General features: G+C 52.5%; 17 protein-coding genes. 9 read left to right on the top strand and 8 right to left on the bottom strand.

Annotated elements, in window-relative coordinates; all coding sequences use genetic code 11:
* Positions 1-88: 88 nt before the first annotated feature.
* The 6 genes from kdsA to hemA are packed head-to-tail and all read right to left on the bottom strand — an operon-like array spanning position 89 to position 5,435.
* Positions 89-943, bottom strand: a complete 855-nt coding sequence (kdsA, locus tag NR177_RS22935; protein WP_109716208.1) for a 3-deoxy-8-phosphooctulonate synthase — start codon at positions 941-943, stop codon at positions 89-91.
* Between the two features lie 25 nt (positions 944-968).
* Positions 969-1,778 carry an invasion regulator SirB1 gene (gene sirB1, locus NR177_RS22930; RefSeq protein ID WP_063879325.1) on the bottom strand — a complete coding sequence of 270 codons (810 nt, stop codon included), beginning with the start codon at positions 1,776-1,778 and terminating at the stop codon, positions 969-971.
* Positions 1,775-2,173: a SirB2 family protein gene (locus NR177_RS22925; RefSeq protein WP_063879324.1), complete on the bottom strand. Its 399-nt coding sequence runs from the start codon at positions 2,171-2,173 to the stop codon at positions 1,775-1,777. Before NR177_RS22925 ends, sirB1 begins: the two co-directional genes overlap by 4 nt.
* 38 nt (positions 2,174-2,211) lie before the next feature.
* On the bottom strand, positions 2,212-3,054 hold the full coding sequence (gene prmC, locus NR177_RS22920; protein ID WP_256853736.1) for a peptide chain release factor N(5)-glutamine methyltransferase: 843 nt from the start codon (positions 3,052-3,054) through the stop codon (positions 2,212-2,214).
* A complete protein-coding gene (gene prfA, locus NR177_RS22915) occupies positions 3,054-4,136 on the bottom strand; it encodes a peptide chain release factor 1 (protein WP_109716206.1) in 1,083 nt (360 codons plus the stop codon). Before prfA ends, prmC begins: the two co-directional genes overlap by 1 nt.
* A gap of 42 nt (positions 4,137-4,178) precedes the next feature.
* On the bottom strand, positions 4,179-5,435 hold the full coding sequence (gene hemA / locus NR177_RS22910; RefSeq protein WP_256853735.1) for a glutamyl-tRNA reductase: 1,257 nt from the start codon (positions 5,433-5,435) through the stop codon (positions 4,179-4,181).
* Positions 5,436-5,651: 216 nt separating this feature from the next.
* Between hemA and lolB the strand changes: the two genes are divergently transcribed.
* The 4 genes from lolB (at position 5,652) to NR177_RS22890 (ending at position 9,587) form a co-directional block, all read left to right on the top strand.
* Positions 5,652-6,275 carry a lipoprotein insertase outer membrane protein LolB gene (gene lolB, locus NR177_RS22905; RefSeq protein ID WP_063879320.1) on the top strand — a complete coding sequence of 208 codons (624 nt, stop codon included), beginning with the start codon at positions 5,652-5,654 and terminating at the stop codon, positions 6,273-6,275.
* Complete coding sequence (gene ispE, locus NR177_RS22900; RefSeq protein WP_063879319.1) at positions 6,272-7,129, top strand: 4-(cytidine 5'-diphospho)-2-C-methyl-D-erythritol kinase; 858 nt, start codon at positions 6,272-6,274, stop codon at positions 7,127-7,129. The genes lolB and ispE overlap by 4 nt, the downstream gene beginning before the upstream one ends.
* Before the next feature lie 136 nt (positions 7,130-7,265).
* Positions 7,266-8,213, top strand: coding sequence for a ribose-phosphate diphosphokinase (gene prs / locus NR177_RS22895; RefSeq protein WP_006118899.1), 948 nt, complete (start codon positions 7,266-7,268; stop codon positions 8,211-8,213).
* A 219-nt stretch (positions 8,214-8,432) separates the two neighbouring features.
* Positions 8,433-9,587: a GGDEF domain-containing protein gene (locus NR177_RS22890; RefSeq protein ID WP_256853734.1), complete on the top strand. Its 1,155-nt coding sequence runs from the start codon at positions 8,433-8,435 to the stop codon at positions 9,585-9,587.
* Here NR177_RS22890 and ychH read toward each other — a convergent pair.
* The gene (ychH, locus tag NR177_RS22885; protein ID WP_109716204.1) at positions 9,579-9,857 is read right to left on the bottom strand and encodes a stress-induced protein YchH; all 279 of its coding nucleotides are present in this window, start codon (positions 9,855-9,857) and stop codon (positions 9,579-9,581) included. The two genes, NR177_RS22890 and ychH, sit on opposite strands and share 9 nt — an antisense overlap.
* Before the next feature lie 260 nt (positions 9,858-10,117).
* Between ychH and pth the strand changes: the two genes are divergently transcribed.
* The 3 genes from pth (at position 10,118) to NR177_RS22870 (ending at position 12,885) form a co-directional block, all read left to right on the top strand.
* Positions 10,118-10,705: an aminoacyl-tRNA hydrolase gene (pth, locus tag NR177_RS22880; RefSeq protein WP_014606001.1), complete on the top strand. Its 588-nt coding sequence runs from the start codon at positions 10,118-10,120 to the stop codon at positions 10,703-10,705.
* 107 nt (positions 10,706-10,812) lie between these two features.
* Complete coding sequence (gene ychF / locus NR177_RS22875; RefSeq protein WP_063879316.1) at positions 10,813-11,904, top strand: redox-regulated ATPase YchF; 1,092 nt, start codon at positions 10,813-10,815, stop codon at positions 11,902-11,904.
* 456 nt (positions 11,905-12,360) lie between these two features.
* Positions 12,361-12,885: a DUF2778 domain-containing protein gene (locus NR177_RS22870; RefSeq protein ID WP_109716202.1), complete on the top strand. Its 525-nt coding sequence runs from the start codon at positions 12,361-12,363 to the stop codon at positions 12,883-12,885.
* Between the two features lie 734 nt (positions 12,886-13,619).
* Here the strand turns inward: NR177_RS22870 and NR177_RS22865 are convergent.
* Positions 13,620-14,687 (bottom strand): LacI family DNA-binding transcriptional regulator, encoded by a 1,068-nt coding sequence (locus tag NR177_RS22865; RefSeq protein WP_256853733.1) that lies wholly within the window; start codon positions 14,685-14,687, stop codon positions 13,620-13,622.
* A gap of 197 nt (positions 14,688-14,884) precedes the next feature.
* On the opposite strand from NR177_RS22865, the gene NR177_RS22860 reads away from it, so the two are divergent.
* Both NR177_RS22860 and NR177_RS22855 read left to right on the top strand, forming a co-directional pair.
* Entirely contained in the window at positions 14,885-16,054 is a 1,170-nt protein-coding gene (locus NR177_RS22860; protein WP_256853732.1) for a Gfo/Idh/MocA family protein, read from the top strand.
* A gap of 10 nt (positions 16,055-16,064) precedes the next feature.
* A complete protein-coding gene (locus tag NR177_RS22855; RefSeq protein ID WP_256853731.1) occupies positions 16,065-17,129 on the top strand; it encodes a Gfo/Idh/MocA family protein in 1,065 nt (354 codons plus the stop codon).
* Positions 17,130-17,137 lie beyond the last annotated feature (8 nt).

Raw genomic sequence — 17,137 nt, 5'->3', positions numbered from 1 at the left:
AAAATACAAAACGCCTGATGAGGTACATCAGGCGTTTTAAAAGATAAAAAAGTGTCAACCTATGCCAGGACTAGTCAGTGCAGGCAGCTTAGTTACTGGTGTCCAGCGCCGGGAAGCTCTTGACCAGATCATCAATGGCTTTCATCTGCACCAGGAAAGGCTCCAGCTTATCCAGTGGCAGCGCCGACGGGCCATCACACTTGGCACTGTTCGGTTCCGGGTGGGCTTCGATAAACAAGCCGGCAATCCCCACAGCCATACCGGCACGGGCCAGTTCGGCCACCTGAGCACGGCGACCACCGGAGGCGGCACCGAAGGGATCGCGGGTTTGCAGCGCGTGCGTTACGTCGAAAATGACCGGCGAGTTGTGGGTCACGTTCTTCATTACGTTAAAGCCCAGCATATCCACAACCAGGTTGTCATAGCCAAAGTTACTGCCGCGATCGCACAGAATCACTTTGTCATTTCCGCCTTCGGCAAACTTATCGACGATGTTGCCCATCTGGCTCGGACTGACAAACTGTGGCTTCTTCACGTTAATGACCGCACCGGTTTTCGCCATCGCCTCAACCAAATCGGTCTGACGCGCCAGGAAGGCTGGCAGCTGAATCACATCAACCACATCAGCAACGGGCTGCGCCTGCGCTGCTTCATGAACGTCCGTGATGATTTTCACGCCAAACGCCTGCTTCAGCGCCTGGAAAATCTTCATGCCCTCTTCCAGGCCAGGACCACGGTAAGAGTGAATAGAGGAACGGTTAGCTTTGTCAAAAGACGCTTTGAACACGTAAGGAATGCCGAGTTTGTCGGTCACTTTTACATAGTGCTCGCAGATGCGCATGGCGAGATCGTAGGATTCCAGCACGTTCATGCCGCCGAAGAGAACAAATGGCAGATCGTTTGCGACCTTGATATCACCGATACTGACGACTTTCTGTGTCATGCCCTTTCCTTATCTGGGGTGACGCTTAATGCAGCGTCACGCGTTTTTGTTCGATTGCGTGAATCTGAACTTTGATCATCTCGCTGACCGGGTCTTCAGGACACTGTTCAACGAAGTAGGTTAAGTCATTTAACGCGATATGCTCGCACTCAAGCTGAGCGTAAATTAAACCACGGTCGCGAATCTCATAGGGATCATCTGGATCAATCCGCAGTAACACCTGGCTGACGTTCAGCGCCAGTTCCATCTGCTTCTCTTCCATCAGCGCCGCTTTCAGCGTATCCAGCATCTTGCGCATGACGCTCTCGGTTTTGGCTTCGTCCAGATCGTCATCATACAGACGCGCCAGCGGACTGATATTGCCTTTTAGCCACACTTCCAGCGTGTGCGTGTCCAGCGTGTCCCCGTTAAAGGGATTAATCAGCCATTTATCCCCGTCGAGCCAGTCGGCACGCAGAATCAACTGCGTCGGGAAAATAACCGGCATCAGGGGCAATTCGAGTTCAGCCGCGATATGCAGCAAAATCACGCCCAGCGACACGGCCGTGCCCTGACGGGTTTTCAGGACCTTATCCAGCCAGAGTGCATCGGACAGGTTATAAACCCCGCTGGCACCGCCAAATTTCCACTGTTTGTAAAACAGCTCCAGCAGCTTTTCGAGCTTTAAATCGGCATCCTGTTCCTGACTGACGTAGTCACGGGCTTCCGCTACTAACGCAGCTAACTGTGCTTCAACCGACAGCGCCGGAAAGTCAGTGCGGATGGCCATCGTGGCACCAATCACTGCCTCACACAGCGGCGTCTCACTGTAATCAAGTTGTTCGGTGGAGCTCATACTATCCCCAGTAACGGCATTTTACTCAGTGCCAGCTTAATGATCGTCACCAGCGCAATCAATGCCACGATAAAGGCGATCCAGCGGGTGCGGTCAGAACGAGGGCGGCGACTTAATGCCACCGACCCAAGGGCAATATAGATAATAACGCCTAACAGCTTCTCAGTCAGCCAGCTTCCCTGAGGCGAAAACGGATAGAAATGGGTGATCATCACCAGCGATGCGCCGCTCAGGAGCAACAGCGTGTCATTAATATGGGGAAGAATGCGCACCCAGCGCTGTTGCAGCATGGCAGAGCCCACGCGTTGCCAGTAAAAACGCAGCAAAAACAGTGAAATGGTGACTGCCACGGTCAGCAGGTGCAGATTCTTAATTAGCGGATAGTAAGCAAACATCGTTCATCCATGTTGTTCTTCAGTATTCAGTCGCGCGCTTAAGCCGGACCGGAGGCTGCCTGCCCAAACGTGACCCGGGGATGACCGCCATAATCCTTCGCCGTCGCCACGGACAGATAATGGTGCTGTTGCATCAGTTGACGCACGGCTTCATCCTGTTGCCAGCCGTGCTCAAGCAGCAGCCAACCGCCAGGCTGCAGCCAGTTGACCGCCTGTTCAATTAGCAGCCGTAAATCCGCCATGCCCGCCTCGTCCGCCACCAAAGCGCTGCGCGGTTCGAAGCGCACATCGCCCTCGTTAAGATGACGATCGTTGGCGTCGATATAGGGAGGATTACTGACGATCAGGTCGAATCGGGCAGGCGTGAGCTGCGCAAACCAGTGGCTGTGTAAAAAAGTGGCGTTAGGGATGGACAAATAGTCGGCATTGCGTTTTGCCAGTTCTACCGCCGCAGGAATGCGATCGATGCCAATAATGTCACAATCCGGACGTTCACTGGCGATCGCCAGGGCAATCGCCCCGCTTCCGGTGCCAAGATCCAGCACCCGCGAAGGTGACGCGGGAAGATGCGCCAGCGCCTGTTCCACCAGTATTTCCGTGTCGGGCCGTGGGATCAGCGTGGCGTCGTTCACCTTTAGCGGCAGCGACCAGAACTCCCGTTCGCCCACCAGATGGGCAATGGGTTCGCCCCGGGCGCGACGCGCCAGCAGAACCTCTAGCTGTTGCAACTGGGCATCCGTGAGCAGGGTTTCATCAAAGGCCACCAGCCAGCTGCGGGATTTGCCGGTGACAAACCCCAGCAGGATCTCGGCGTCTCGTTTCGGACTGTCGCCCCCGCATAAGGTGGCGACCGCCTGCTTGAGCCAGTGACGGATATCCATTAATCCTGACCGGCCAACGCTGCCAGTTGGTCAGCCTGATATTCCTGCACGATAGGCTCAATCAGACTGTCCAGCTTGCCTTCCATGATTTCGTCCAGACGGTAGATCGTCAGGTTGATACGATGGTCGGTTACGCGGCCCTGGGGGAAGTTGTAGGTGCGAATACGGTCGGAACGATCGCCGCTGCCGAGCAGATTACGGCGCGTGCTGGCTTCGACTTCGTGACGTTTTGCCATTTCGGCCGCATGAATACGTGCGCCCAGCACGGACAAGGCTTTGGCTTTGTTTTTATGCTGGGAACGTTCATCCTGGCACTCCACCACGATACCGGTTGGCAGGTGGGTAATTCGAATCGCGGAGTCGGTGGTGTTAACGTGCTGACCACCGGCACCTGAGGAGCGGAAGGTGTCGATTTTTAAATCCGACGGATTGATTTCCGGCAGCTCGGCTTCCGGCAGTTCCGGCATCACCGCCACCGTACAGGCGGAGGTGTGGATACGGCCCTGGGATTCGGTTTCCGGTACACGCTGAACACGGTGTCCGCCTGACTCAAACTTCAGCCGACCATAGGCACCGTCGCCCATCACGCGGGCGATCACTTCTTTGTAGCCGCCGTGTTCGCCCTCATTGGCACTGACGATTTCTACCCGCCAGCGACGTGCTTCGGCGTAACGGCTGTACATGCGGAATAAATCACCGGCAAAGATGGCTGCTTCATCGCCGCCGGTACCGGCGCGCACTTCCACAAAGCAGTCGCGCTCATCGTCGGGATCTTTCGGCAGCAGTAACAGCTGCAGTTGTTGCTCCAGCAATTCGCTTTTTTCGCGCGCTTCCAGCAGCTCTTCCTGCGCCATATCGCGCATCTCTGGATCGTCGAGCAACATTTTAGCGGTTTCGATATCTTGCTGGTTCTGCTGCCAGTCGCGGAAACAGCGCGTGACATCGGTCAACTGAGCATATTCCCGCGACAAAGCACGAAAGCGGTCCTGATCGGCAATCACGCCGGCATCGCCCAGCATCGCTTCCACTTCTTCGTGGCGCTCCTGCAGCGCTTCCAGTTTAGCAACAATAGAGGTTTTCATTTAACTGTGGGATTCCCGTAACAGATGACGACAGCAGTGTGCCTAATCGAGACCCAGGCTGTCGCGTAAAATCTGCAGGCGTTCGCTATCGCCGTCGCGGGCGGCCTGCTGAAGAGATTTGGTTGGTGCATGAATTAAACGATTGGTCAGCTTATGGGCCAGTTCCTGCATCACTTTTTGCGGGTCGGCACCCTGCTGCAGCGCCTGTAGCGCACGGCCTTCCAGCTCTGCGCGAATATCCTCTGCCTGAGAGCGATACTCGCGAATGGTGTTGACCGCGCCTTGCGAACGCAGCCATGCCATAAAATCACTGCATTCCTGCACCACGATGCTTTCTGCCTGCACCGCAGCGGCTTTACGCTGGGCGAGGTTTTGCTCAATGATGGCCTGCAGGTCATCGACGCTGTAGAGATAGGCGTTGGCTAACTTGCCCACTTCCGGCTCCACGTCGCGTGGAACCGCAATATCGACCAGCAGCATCGGCTGATTACGGCGCGCTTTCAGCGCACGTTCCATCATCCCTTTACCAATAATAGGTAACGGGCTGGAGGTAGAGGTAATCACAATATCGGCGTCGGCCAGACGGGAATCGATATCGGCCAGACTGATCACTTCGGCGCCCACTTCATTCGCCAGCACTTCCGCCCGCTCACGGGCACGGTTCGCGATGATCAGCTTTTTCACCTGATGCTGGCTCAGATGACGGGCCACCAGCTCAATGGTTTCTCCCGCACCAACCAGCAACACGTTTACCGTGGACAGCGATTCAAAGATTTGACGCGCCAGCGTACAGGCGGCAAAGGCTACTGACACGGCGTTCGCGCCAATATCGGTTTCGGTACGAACGCGTTTGGCAACGGAGAACGTTTTCTGGAACATACGTTCCAGCTCGCTGCTAAGCGCATGGCCGCGCTGAGAGTCGGCAAAGGCTTTTTTCACCTGGCCCAGAATCTGAGGCTCACCTAACACCAGGGAGTCCAGCCCGCTGGCAACGCGCATCAGATGGCTCACCGCCTCATTATCCTGATGCCAGTACAGGCTGTTACGCACATCCGCTTCATCAAGCTGATGATATTCGCACAGCCAGCGTACCAGACGCTCCTGGAGATCGACCTGTTGCTCTACACTCAGGTACAGCTCGGTTCGGTTACAGGTGGAGAGCACGACGCCACTCTGCACCATAGGCTGAGATAACAGGCTGTTTAAGGCCTGCTCCAGCGACTCCGGCCCGAACGCAACGCGTTCGCGCAGAGCAATGGGTGCAGTTTTGTGATTGATTCCGAGTGCGAGCAGCGTCATAGCGTTTTAGTTGGGTTGTCCCAATAAATGTCAGGTTTTTGTGAAGCGCATTCTACAAGATGCAGCAGATCAAGAAAAGCCATACAAAGGCTATGACTGTAATAAGATTAAGCCGATCATAGCGTTTTTGCCGTATAACAGCATTGACGGTTAAAACGCGGATGGTTAGCGTTACCTGTTATCAATTAAAAATGTGTCCGAGGAGATGACCACTTGATGCTGACTTCTACACGCAACCTGTTGCGCCTTTTACCCCTTGCCAGCGTTCTGCTGGCTGCCTGTAGCATCAATAAACCACAAGGCCCTGGCCCAAGCGTCACCGCGCCGCAGTGGCAACAGCATCAGCAAGCCGTCAGCCACGTCACGCAGTATCAGACGCGCGGCGCGTTCGCCTATCTGTCGGATAAACAGAAAGTTTATGCCCGCTTTAACTGGCAGCAGACCGCAGCCGATCGCTATCGCCTGCTGTTAACGAACCCATTAGGCAGCACCGAGCTTCAGCTGGATGCTCAGGGTTCGGTGGTGCAGATTGTGGACAATAAAGGCAAACGTTATGTCAGCAACGATGCGCAGAAGATGATCTCGCAGCTGACCGGTATGGATATCCCGCTGACCAACCTGCGCCAGTGGATGATGGGCCTGCCGGGCGATGCGACCGATTATCAGCTCAACGAGCAGTATCAGCTGCGCAGTCTGAACTATAAACATGACGGCCAGAACTGGCAGGTGACCATTGCTGACTATGACAACAAGGTCAACCCACCGCTGCCCGCCAGCCTGGAATTAAAAGAAGGCGATCAACGTATTAAATTACGCATGGATAACTGGACGCTGAAATGATCACCACCTGGCCTGCTCCGGCAAAACTGAATCTTTTTTTGTACATCACCGGGCGTCGGCCAGATGGTTACCATAATCTGCAAACCCTGTTTCAGTTTCTGGATTATGGCGACAGCCTGGACATCACGCCCGACCAGAGCGACGACATCAGGTTGCTGACGCCGGTGCCAGGCGTGCCGGATGCGCAGAATTTGATTGTGCGTGCGGCCGAAATGCTCAAGGCGGCGGCGCGCGAAAACGGCAGCCTGCCTGCCCGGGCCGGTGCGCGCATTGCCATTGAAAAGCGTCTCCCCATGGGCGGCGGACTCGGCGGCGGCTCATCCAACGCCGCTACCGTACTGGTGGCGCTGAACCACCTGTGGCAAACGGGTTTTTCACCCGAGGCGCTGGCGCAAATGGGCGTGAAACTGGGTGCAGACGTGCCGGTTTTTGTGAAAGGCTATGCCGCCTTTGCCGAAGGCGTCGGTGAGGTGCTTTCTCCAGCATTGCCTGCGGAAAAATGGTATCTTGTTGCACATCCAGGCGTTAGCGTGGCAACACCGCTGGTCTTTAATGACCCGGCGCTCACCCGTGACACGCCCGTGCGCACTTTATCGGCACTTTTACAGGCTCCGTTCATCAATGATTGCGAATCAGTAGTAAGAAAACGTTTTCGTGAGGTTGATGAGCTTGTTTCATGGCTGCTAGAATACGCGCCGTCGCGCCTGACGGGTACAGGTGCTTGTGTGTTTGCTGAATTCGACACCGAGCATGCTGCTCGCCAGGTGCTGGAGCTTGCCCCACCATGGGTGCGCGGTTTTGTAGCCCGAGGCCTTAACGTCTCGCCGTTACAGCGCACTCTGCAAGGCGATTAGCGATAGCGTGACTGTGTCACCCCGTTCCAGACACAGCACGTTTCGCACTCACATACCCGTGTGAACGTTCACGACAGTATTCGCCGGTTACTGTCATGACGTTCATTCTCTGGACGCAAAGCCTGAGGTTCTTCTCGTGCCTGATATGAAGCTTTTTGCTGGTAACGCCACCCCGGAACTAGCACAACGTATTGCCAACCGCCTTTACACCAGCCTGGGAGACGCCGCCGTTGGTCGTTTCAGTGATGGCGAAGTAAGCGTACAGATTAATGAAAATGTACGCGGTGGTGATATTTTCATCATCCAGTCCACCTGTGCTCCCACCAATGATAATTTGATGGAACTGGTCGTGATGGTCGACGCGCTGCGTCGTGCTTCAGCTGGTCGTATTACCGCTGTTATCCCCTACTTTGGCTATGCCCGTCAGGACCGCCGCGTGCGTTCTGCCCGTGTACCTATCACGGCCAAAGTGGTGGCTGACTTCCTTTCCAGCGTTGGCGTTGACCGTGTTCTGACGGTTGACCTGCACGCGGAGCAAATCCAGGGCTTCTTCGACGTCCCGGTTGATAACGTATTCGGCAGCCCGATTCTGCTGGAAGATATGTTACAGATCGGTCTGGAAAACCCGATTGTTGTGTCTCCGGACATTGGCGGCGTGGTGCGCGCCCGCGCCATCGCCAAACTGCTCAACGACACCGATATGGCGATTATTGATAAGCGTCGCCCACGGGCGAACGTTTCTCAGGTGATGCATATCATTGGTGACGTTGCTGGCCGTGACTGTGTGCTGGTCGACGACATGATCGACACCGGCGGCACACTGTGCAAAGCCGCGGAAGCGTTAAAAGAGCGCGGTGCCAAGCGCGTCTTCGCTTACGCTACGCATCCTATCTTCTCTGGCAATGCGGTGGAAAACCTGCGTAAATCTGTGATCGATCAGGTTATCGTGTGTGACACCATTCCGTTATCTGAAGAGATGAAGTCGCTGCCAAACGTACGTACCCTGACCCTGTCAGGTATGCTGGCCGAAGCCATTCGCCGCATCAGTAACGAAGAGTCCATTTCGGCAATGTTCGAACATTAATCTTCGCAGGCCGGGCATCATGCCCGGCCTTTTCTTTTTCCCTCGCCGTTCCCCTCCGACAAAGCTGCTTGATTTACAGAAATTTTCGTTATGAGTCACCTCTGTTATTGTCACGCTCACTACGAAAAACTCTTTCGCTAAAATTATGTTATCTGGCCTTTTGCCTTTTTACGTTGAGTGGTAATTTGCCCGCACTTTTTATTGCGATCTCCGTCCACTATGAACCTCGACGTCTTTACGTTATTTATTTGCGAACTCTACGTACTGGGGTTTATGAGTCTGATTATGGTCTTTGCCTGGGTCGGTTCACACTATGACCGTATTCTGGGCTATGTCTGTGCCGCCATCGTGCTGACGCTGATCGCCTTTTTCCTCAGTAGCCTGCGCAGTCAGGGATACCATTTCTTGCCGGTGGCCGTGAGCAATGTGCTGGTCATGCTGGCTTACGGCGGATTACTCAGCGCCTTTCGGACATTTTGCGGCAAATCACCGGGGATGGCTGGCCTGGCTGGGGCGGCCTTGTGGTCACTGCTCTGCCTGATCCCGACCTTCTATGACAGCTTATCCCTGCGTGTTCTGGCGCTCTGTCTGCTCTGTATCGCTTACACCGCTACATTCATTTACTTACTCTGGCTGGCACGCCGCGATATGGATGCCACCTTCTGGCCTGCACAATTATTGCTCTGGACCCACCTGATTTTTCATGTCGCCCGCTTATTTCTGGATAACGCCCGTCCCATTGGATTACAGGGGGCGATCAGCGGTTCTGGTTTTTCGGTCTATGTGATTATCGAATCCATGCTCTTTGTGATTGGCTTCACCGTGATCATTCTGGCGATGGTGAATGAACGCACGCGTAATGCATTAAAAAATGCCTCACTTCACGATCCGCTGACCAATATCTGGAATCGTCGTGCGCTGTTTTCCGGCGCGGATAATATGACCCGGCAGTGCCTGAAACAAAATAAGGCACTAACGGTCGTCTTATTCGATCTTGATCATTTCAAAGGGATTAATGATCGCTACGGGCATCAGCAAGGGGATCAGGTATTAATTGATTTTTGTCACAGGGTTTCAGGGATGTTGCCACAGGAAGGTCACTTTGCCCGACTGGGCGGTGAGGAGTTTGCCGCGCTGCTGCCCTTACCTTTTGAGCCGGCCAGAGACTGGTGCGAAGCGGTGCGCCATACCATTCAGCTTTCGCGTCCTGGTCAGATCGACTATTCGGTCAGTATTGGTTTTGCCACCGCCGATGAGCGTTATATTGATTTTGGCGAGCTGATGGCTCTGGCGGATAAAGCACTTTACCGCGCCAAAGCCAAAGGCAGAAACCGAACAGAACCTTATCGGGTTATGTCAGAAAATCTAATGTGACGAATGATGGGTTCGGCGGCAGCGTTTATCGCCGTAATGACGGACCCAGTAATAGCGATCTTCGACTTTTTCACGACCGCTGATACAGGCACCCACCAGCCACAGTAGTGCGCCAAAGAAAATGCCGAACATTGCACTTTGAGCCAGTATCTGCGGCAGATTAAGCGACGGCAGTTGGTTAACAATCGAAAAACCGACGCCGAGAATCATGGTCAATAAACCTATGACCATCAGGGCATTACCTGCCATGCGTGAGTGATGACGTTTCATCTTTCACCTCCTGTGTGTGCGGTCGGATGAGCGCACACAATGTTAAACTGCTGATAGTGTAGGCAATGCCGTCAGGCTAATTTGTGAACTTAATCACATAAAGACCAGATGATTTGTGACCAACACGTTATTCCAGCTTATTGATTTAGATGAAAAATAATTAATCACTGACACTAATAAATTCTCTGGCACAGTCTTTGTGATCCGCGTCCCGGCACAGTAAACTATCGCCCTTTGGTTATAACAGCAGGATATTCCTTGTGAGCAGCATAAAACTGATTGTGGGCCTGGCGAATCCTGGCGCTGAATATGCCGCCACGCGCCACAACGCGGGTGCCTGGTATCTGGATTTGCTGGCTGAGCGTCACAATCAGTCGTTAAAAGAAGAAGCCAAATTTTATGGCTACACCGCACGACTGGCTTTAGCCGGTGAAGACGTGCGCTTGCTGGTGCCGACCACCTTTATGAACCTGAGTGGCAAAGCCGTGGCGGCCATGGCGACCTTCTATCGCATTGCGCCCGAGGAAATTTTAGTGGCCCATGATGAACTCGATCTGCCACCGGGCATTGCAAAATTCAAACAAGGCGGCGGTCATGGCGGTCACAACGGCCTGAAAGACATCATCAGCAAGCTCGGCAACAACAACAACTTTCATCGCCTGCGCATTGGCATCGGCCATCCTGGCGATCGAAATAAAGTGACCGGTTTTGTGTTGGGCAAGCCCCCGGCCAGCGAGCAAAAACTGATTGATGATGCCATTGATGAGGCCGCGCGCTGCACCGAACTGTGGCTAAAAGAAGATCGCATCAAGGCGATGAACCGCCTGCATGCCTTTAAGCCTGTCTAATCGCCCAGATTGTCGCGAATCTGTGTATAATGCGCGAAAATTATCTTACGTTTCCGGTGGAGCCTGCCTAATGGCTCTGCCCATCCAGCTATAAAGGGTACTAAACCATGGGATTCAAATGCGGTATCGTGGGCCTGCCAAATGTCGGTAAATCCACTCTTTTCAACGCGCTGACGAAAGCGGGTATTGAAGCGGCTAACTTCCCCTTCTGCACAATTGAACCCAACACTGGCGTCGTCCCTATGCCAGACCTGCGTCTGGATCAGCTGTCTGAGATCGTTAAGCCGCAGCGTGTCGTTCCGACCACCATGGAATTCGTTGATATTGCCGGTCTGGTGAAAGGCGCATCCAAAGGTGAAGGCCTGGGCAACCAGTTCCTGACCAACATCCGTGAGACCGAAGCGATTGGTCACGTGGTGCGCTGCTTTGAAAACGACAATATTATTCACGTAAATAATAAGGTCGATCCGGCCGATGATATTGAGACCATCAATACCGAGCTGGCGCTGGCAGATCTGGATACCTGTGAACGTGCTTTACAGCGCGTACAGAAAAAAGCCAAAGGCGGCGACAAAGACGCCAAGGCTGAACAGGCCGCACTGGAAAAATGCCTGCCGCATTTAGAAAACGCCGGTATGCTGCGTGCGCTGGATCTGACGGAAGAAGACAAAGCCGCCCTGCGCTACCTGAGCTTCCTGACGCTGAAGCCGACCATGTATATCGCCAACGTCAACGAAGACGGTTTTGAGAACAACCCGTACCTGGATAAAGTGCGCGAAATCGCCGAGAAAGAAGGCTCGGTGGTCGTGCCGGTTTGTGCCGCCGTGGAGTCCGACATCGCCGAGCTGGAAGATGAAGATCGCGATGAGTTTATGGCCGAGCTGGGCATTGAAGAGCCAGGTCTGAACCGCGTGATTCGCGCCGGTTATTCCCTGCTGAACCTGCAAACCTATTTCACCGCTGGCGTGAAAGAAGTTCGCGCATGGACCATCCCTGTCGGTGCCACCGCGCCGCAGGCGGCCGGTAAAATCCATACCGACTTCGAGAAAGGCTTTATTCGCGCGCAGACTATCGCGTTTGAAGACTTTATTGCCTATAAGGGCGAGCAAGGTGCGAAAGAAGCTGGAAAAATGCGCTCAGAAGGGAAAGAGTACATTGTTAAAGATGGCGACGTGATGAACTTTTTGTTTAATGTCTAATCTATTTTCTCACGAGGTTATTTGAATCGACTGAGAGATAACAGACCTGAAAAAGCCACGCAATTGCGTGGCTTTTTCTTTCTGGTTTAAAAAAGTAAAATCAGCAAAACGCTCTTTTTCCAAAAACGACTTTAGATAACAAGACAAACCCCTTGAATCTAACAAGCGCATATCAACGTTAAGCATATAATTATTTCAAAGATAGTTAACTGTCAGAACTGGAAATAATCACTCATCATCAAACCAATAATAATTTTTAATCACCATTAAAATAACGTTTCTCTATACTCACTTAACCGACATTCTGCGCATCATTATCAAACGCCGTATCCTGTTGAACATTATTATATTTTTAGTTAATTACTCAGAAAATTCTCAATGACATTATAGAGATTTGAGAGGAGAAAAAATGCTATTCTCTTCAGAACTCGAGGTATATCTTAAGGAAAGGAAGCAATGATTGATTGCATACTCGATTTCGACAAGATTTCAGCTGACAGAAAAAAGCTGTCTCTGGCATGTCCCGGCATTGGCAATTTTGACGTTTTTAGCGGCGATGTCCCCTTTACAAACCGTGCTGAATGCACATCCATTGATCACTCTGCCATTCCAAGTGGCAAATACTGGATTGTTGATCGGCCCGAAGGCCCCTGGAAATCCCGTTTGCTGACATGGGGAAAGGATTTTGCGACAGGTAACGATCACAGCACATGGTTTGGCCTGTACAGAGATGATGGCAGCATTGATGACCACACCTTTATTAGCGGCATCCAGCGTTCAAACTTCCGAATTCATCCCTTAAGACCGGATGGTTCAGGCACATCCTGGGGTTGCATCACGTTCTTCCGTACCAGCGATTTCATGTCATTTCGCCAGTCCCTCCTCAGAGTTCAGAAGGGCAAAGTTAAGCATACTGATTTAACGACCTACGGAACAGTCACAGTCAAAGGTTCAGTTACGGGGCCATGCTATGTCAGGTAAAAAGATTCTCTATCCGCTACTTTTTGTTGTAATTACGCTTTGCCTGGTGAGAAGCCGGATCTTACTCAACGTTGCGGATACCATACTTGTGCATATTGACAGGACATGCAGGGATTCATCTGTACAATGCACAGGTAGTGATTACGACCTGGCATTGCTGATAACGGCATTAATAGTGAATAGCGTTGTAGCCTTAGTATTAGTTGGGATCACTGCGAAACTTGTTCGAACGTTGCGGAAAAAAACGTAACAACTTTAGAATGGCACACAGGCTAGTTATCTTCGTGGCACACAGAAGGGTTTTACTGTTTGCCACTTTCATAAGCCACAATCTTTCCTGTCGATCACCCTGCTGACTTCGATAACGCTATAAGAACATAGGTGCTACATGCTTATTTTAATTAAAACTCACCAATCAAATAATTCAATTGAATATATGATTCAGTGCCGACCACTCATTATGTTTACTTCACTCGCGCAAAAAATGGAAACAAATTCAGGCCATTGATTATTCGATAAAAGCCACGTGATTATGTCGTTTTCCTTTCGTTGCCCTTCTTTTAAGAGAGGTAGACACACAGATGGCACTCAGCTTTTGCAGAAAATGGCCAGCACCGTAGCGAGTCTTTCACGCCCCCTTGAGCTCTTCACTGACACTAAACCTTTCCCCGCTTTAAATCATGAATTGCCTAAAAAGACGCGGCGGCATGCCCTGTTCATCATTGATATAACACTCACGCCTCTTCATCACGAATCTCATCCCGCGCCGCATGACGGGTGGCTCTGGCGACCGTCCCTCCATCCATAAGGATTCCCTGCAACAGCAGATTATAAACCGGTGCCTGGGGACGATTCAGGCGGTTCTGCAGTAGCTGAATCGCCTCGTAGCCCAGTTCACGACAGGGCACGGCAAAGCCAGTGATAGATTTGTCTGGCGGCCCGGCTAACCGGCTCGCCAGATCGGTAGTCATCAACGACATATCCTCGGGAATACGCAACGATCGGGCACGCAACACATTTTGTACCCCGGTGATAATGCCTTTACCTACCGGCAAGATAACATCTGGCCACGCTTCACGTGGATGACTATCCAGCCAGCGATTAAGCGCGTCCTCGGTCTCACCGGAGGAATAGGCTTCGATCACAATCAGGTCTTTCTGCGGACTAAACGGAATATGAAAATGGCGGTAAGCATCTTTAATGCCTTCCAGGCGCAAAAACAGCGTCTCACGACTCAGACAGGTCACGGTCAGCACGCGACGATGGCCCTGTTCAAACAGATGCTGCATAGCCCCAAAACCAATCGCATGGTGATCGGGTGAAACCGCATCCAGTTTCATGTCTTTGTCTCGGGAATTAATTAACACGCAGGGCTTATTGAGTGTCGCTGCCAGATTGAAAATCGCCTGGTCGTCAGTCCCGATGATAATGATAGCGTCGTTACTTTTTGCACCCGCCTTTTCAAGAAACAGCTTCACATCGGCACGCTGTTCCTCAAGCGGATAGTAGCTGATATGAACGTCGTGCGTTGCACAGGCTTCTGCGATGCCGCGCGTTACTTCGAGATAAAAATGATCGCCTCGCGGGGTAAAGGTGCGCGCTGGGGCAAACACAATAAGGCTGTTGATCAACAGGCGGCTGCTTACCATGTCATGCAATACGCCAAGACGACGCGCACAACTGACGATAGCCTCACGTGCTTTATCACTGGTGTAGGACTTACCGCTCAGCACGCGCGAAACCGTACTGACGGAATAGCCCGTTTCTGCTGAAATTTCGTCCATTCTGAGCTTGCCAGCCATAATGTGATCCCCATCCCAATCATTTTTTGCAATTTTTTGCAGCCATAGTGGATTGATAATACGGTGATTTTACATTCCGTTCACAAACATCCACCTCGCTCTGCAAACATTCTCACAAAAACAGTTTGTCCCCTCTCCAGCGCTTTTTTATGGTCTTCCGCAGGCACCACAACCCAGCGAACCAATGGAGAATAAGCATGCTAAAGATTGCAATAGTGGGCATGGGCAACATTGCCAATTTACATATTCAGGCATTTTTGCAATTTCCTGAACGCGGCAAAATTGTCGCCGTTGTTGATGTTTATCCTGACAAAGCCCGCGATAAATTACAGCGTTATGGCCTGCAGGATGTGCGCGTTTACAGCGATCATCATGAGATGCTGGCAGAAGGCGCAGATATTGATGTCGTTGATGTCTGCACCCCGCCCTATGTGCACGCAGAAAACACCATTGCGGCGCTGCAGGCAGGAAAACATGTGTTATGCGAAAAGCCAATGGCGGCATCACTTGAAGAGTGCGATGCCATGATTGCGGCGCAAAAGGCCAGCGGAAAGGTCCTTTCCGTGGTGGCACAGAACCGTTTTACCGATGCCTTCTGGCGCTTAAAAGCCGCTGTTGATTCGGGGCTGGCAGGAAAAATCTGTCACGCACAGGTCGATTCATTATGGTGGCGCGGCCACTCTTATTATGACCTGTGGTGGCGTGGCACCTGGGAGAAAGAAGGCGGCGGTTGTACGCTTAATCATGCGGTGCACCATATCGATGCCATGCAGTGGATGCTCGGTGCCCCCAGTGAAGTGGTTGCCATGATGGGCAACGTGGCCCACGACAACGCCGAAGTCGAGGATCTCAGCGCCGCTATTTTCCGCTTTCCAAATGGAACGCTTGCGCAGCTAACGGCCTCGGTTGTGCATCACGGAGAAGATCAAAAAATCATTCTTCAGGGTGAAAAAGCGCGCCTCTCTGCGCCCTGGAAAACCGTGGCTAACCAGGCCGCTGAGAATGGCTTTCCTGAAAAAGATAACAATATTGCTCTGGAAAGCGAGCTGGAGCGCTTATATGCCGATGTGCCACCTCTGAACTGGACGCTGCATGCCGGGCAGGTGAATGACTTTTTCTGCGCCATTGAGCAACAGCGCGCGCCATTAATCGATGGCGAGCAGGGTAAACGGTCGCTGGAATTAATTACCGCCATTTATAAATCGGCCATCACCAAAAGTACGGTCTCGCTGCCTATTCCAGAGGATGACGCCTTCTATTGCACCGGCGGGCTGATTGCCAGTGCGCCCCATTTCTACGAAAAGCAGGCTTCAGTGGATAACTTCGCTGATGTCGACGACATCCCGTTGGGTAAAAATTTTGCGTGAGGAAACAACCATGAATAAAAAGGATGGCATGAATTACGCGCCGAAAGGCAAGCCGCAGCACGTAGTTAATCCAGGCGAGTTTATCTTTGCCGCCACCGGGCTCGATCATGGACATATTTATGCCATGTGCAATGGCCTTACCGAGGCCGGTGCAACCCTGAAGTGGGTTTATGACGCGGATGCGGCCAAGGTCGATAAATTCGTCCAGCAGTTTCCGCAAGTACAGATTGCCGATTCACTCGATACGATCCTGGCCGATCGGCAGGTGCAACTGGTGGCAGCGGCGGCGATCCCGTCACAGCGCTGCGCGCTGGGGCTGAAAGTGATGGAGGCGGATAAAGACTACTTTACCGACAAGGCCCCGCTTACCACCCTGGAACAGTTGGAAGATGCCAGAGCGATGTGTGTCAAAACCGGCCGTAAATATGCGGTTTATTACAGTGAGCGTCTGCATGTGGAAAGTGCGGTATTCGCCGGGCAACTGGTTGAACAAGGCGCAATTGGCCAGGTCGTCCAGACACTGGGTACGGGTCCACATCGGGAAGGCACGGGCCGACCAGACTGGTTCTACCAGCGTCGTTATTTTGGCGGCATCCTGTGTGATATCGGCAGCCACCAGATAGAGCAGTTCCTGTATTACACCGGCAACCGCGATGCCACGGTGGTCGCCAGTCAGGTCCGCAATTTCAGTCATCCTCTCCACCCGCAGTTTGAAGATTTCGGTGAGGCAATGCTGGCGGGTGAAAACGGCGCGACGGGTTATTTTCGCTGTGACTGGTTTACACCTGATGGCTTATCAACGTGGGGTGACGGACGCATGACGTTACTTGGCACCGAAGGATATATCGAAATCCGCAAATACACCGATCTGACGCGCGATGAGCAGGACGTGGTGTACCTCGTCAATAATGACGGCGAATTTCGTTACAGCGTTTCTGGCACCGTGGGGTTTCCGTTTTTCGGCCAGTTAATTAATGACTGTCTGCATCGCACTGAACAGGCTATGACGCAAGAACATGCATTTAAAGCCGCCGAATTATGCATTAAAGCACAGATGTTAGCTAACGCGGGATAACCTACCGC

Source organism: Pantoea sp. Fr+CA_20 (genome assembly GCF_024520835.1).
Lineage (GTDB): Bacteria > Pseudomonadota > Gammaproteobacteria > Enterobacterales > Enterobacteriaceae > Pantoea > Pantoea allii.
The sequence above is the reverse complement of the archived record's forward strand: the minus strand, read 5'-3'. Positions and strand labels throughout refer to the sequence as shown.

Bases quoted from the DNA above. Each gene is read 5' to 3' on its own strand.
- kdsA (WP_109716208.1), bottom strand. From the start codon at position 943: ATGACACAGAAAGTCGTCAGTATCGGTGATATCAAGGTCGCAAACGAT.
- sirB1 (WP_063879325.1), bottom strand. From the start codon at position 1,778: ATGAGCTCCACCGAACAACTTGATTACAGTGAGACGCCGCTGTGTGAG.
- NR177_RS22925 (WP_063879324.1), bottom strand. From the start codon at position 2,173: ATGTTTGCTTACTATCCGCTAATTAAGAATCTGCACCTGCTGACCGTG.
- prmC (WP_256853736.1), bottom strand. From the start codon at position 3,054: ATGGATATCCGTCACTGGCTCAAGCAGGCGGTCGCCACCTTATGCGGG.
- prfA (WP_109716206.1), bottom strand. From the start codon at position 4,136: ATGAAAACCTCTATTGTTGCTAAACTGGAAGCGCTGCAGGAGCGCCAC.
- hemA (WP_256853735.1), bottom strand. From the start codon at position 5,435: ATGACGCTGCTCGCACTCGGAATCAATCACAAAACTGCACCCATTGCT.
- lolB (WP_063879320.1), top strand. From the start codon at position 5,652: ATGCTGACTTCTACACGCAACCTGTTGCGCCTTTTACCCCTTGCCAGC.
- ispE (WP_063879319.1), top strand. From the start codon at position 6,272: ATGATCACCACCTGGCCTGCTCCGGCAAAACTGAATCTTTTTTTGTAC.
- NR177_RS22890 (WP_256853734.1), top strand. From the start codon at position 8,433: ATGAACCTCGACGTCTTTACGTTATTTATTTGCGAACTCTACGTACTG.
- ychH (WP_109716204.1), bottom strand. From the start codon at position 9,857: ATGAAACGTCATCACTCACGCATGGCAGGTAATGCCCTGATGGTCATA.
- ychF (WP_063879316.1), top strand. From the start codon at position 10,813: ATGGGATTCAAATGCGGTATCGTGGGCCTGCCAAATGTCGGTAAATCC.
- NR177_RS22870 (WP_109716202.1), top strand. From the start codon at position 12,361: ATGATTGATTGCATACTCGATTTCGACAAGATTTCAGCTGACAGAAAA.
- NR177_RS22865 (WP_256853733.1), bottom strand. From the start codon at position 14,687: ATGGCTGGCAAGCTCAGAATGGACGAAATTTCAGCAGAAACGGGCTAT.
- NR177_RS22860 (WP_256853732.1), top strand. From the start codon at position 14,885: ATGCTAAAGATTGCAATAGTGGGCATGGGCAACATTGCCAATTTACAT.
- NR177_RS22855 (WP_256853731.1), top strand. From the start codon at position 16,065: ATGAATAAAAAGGATGGCATGAATTACGCGCCGAAAGGCAAGCCGCAG.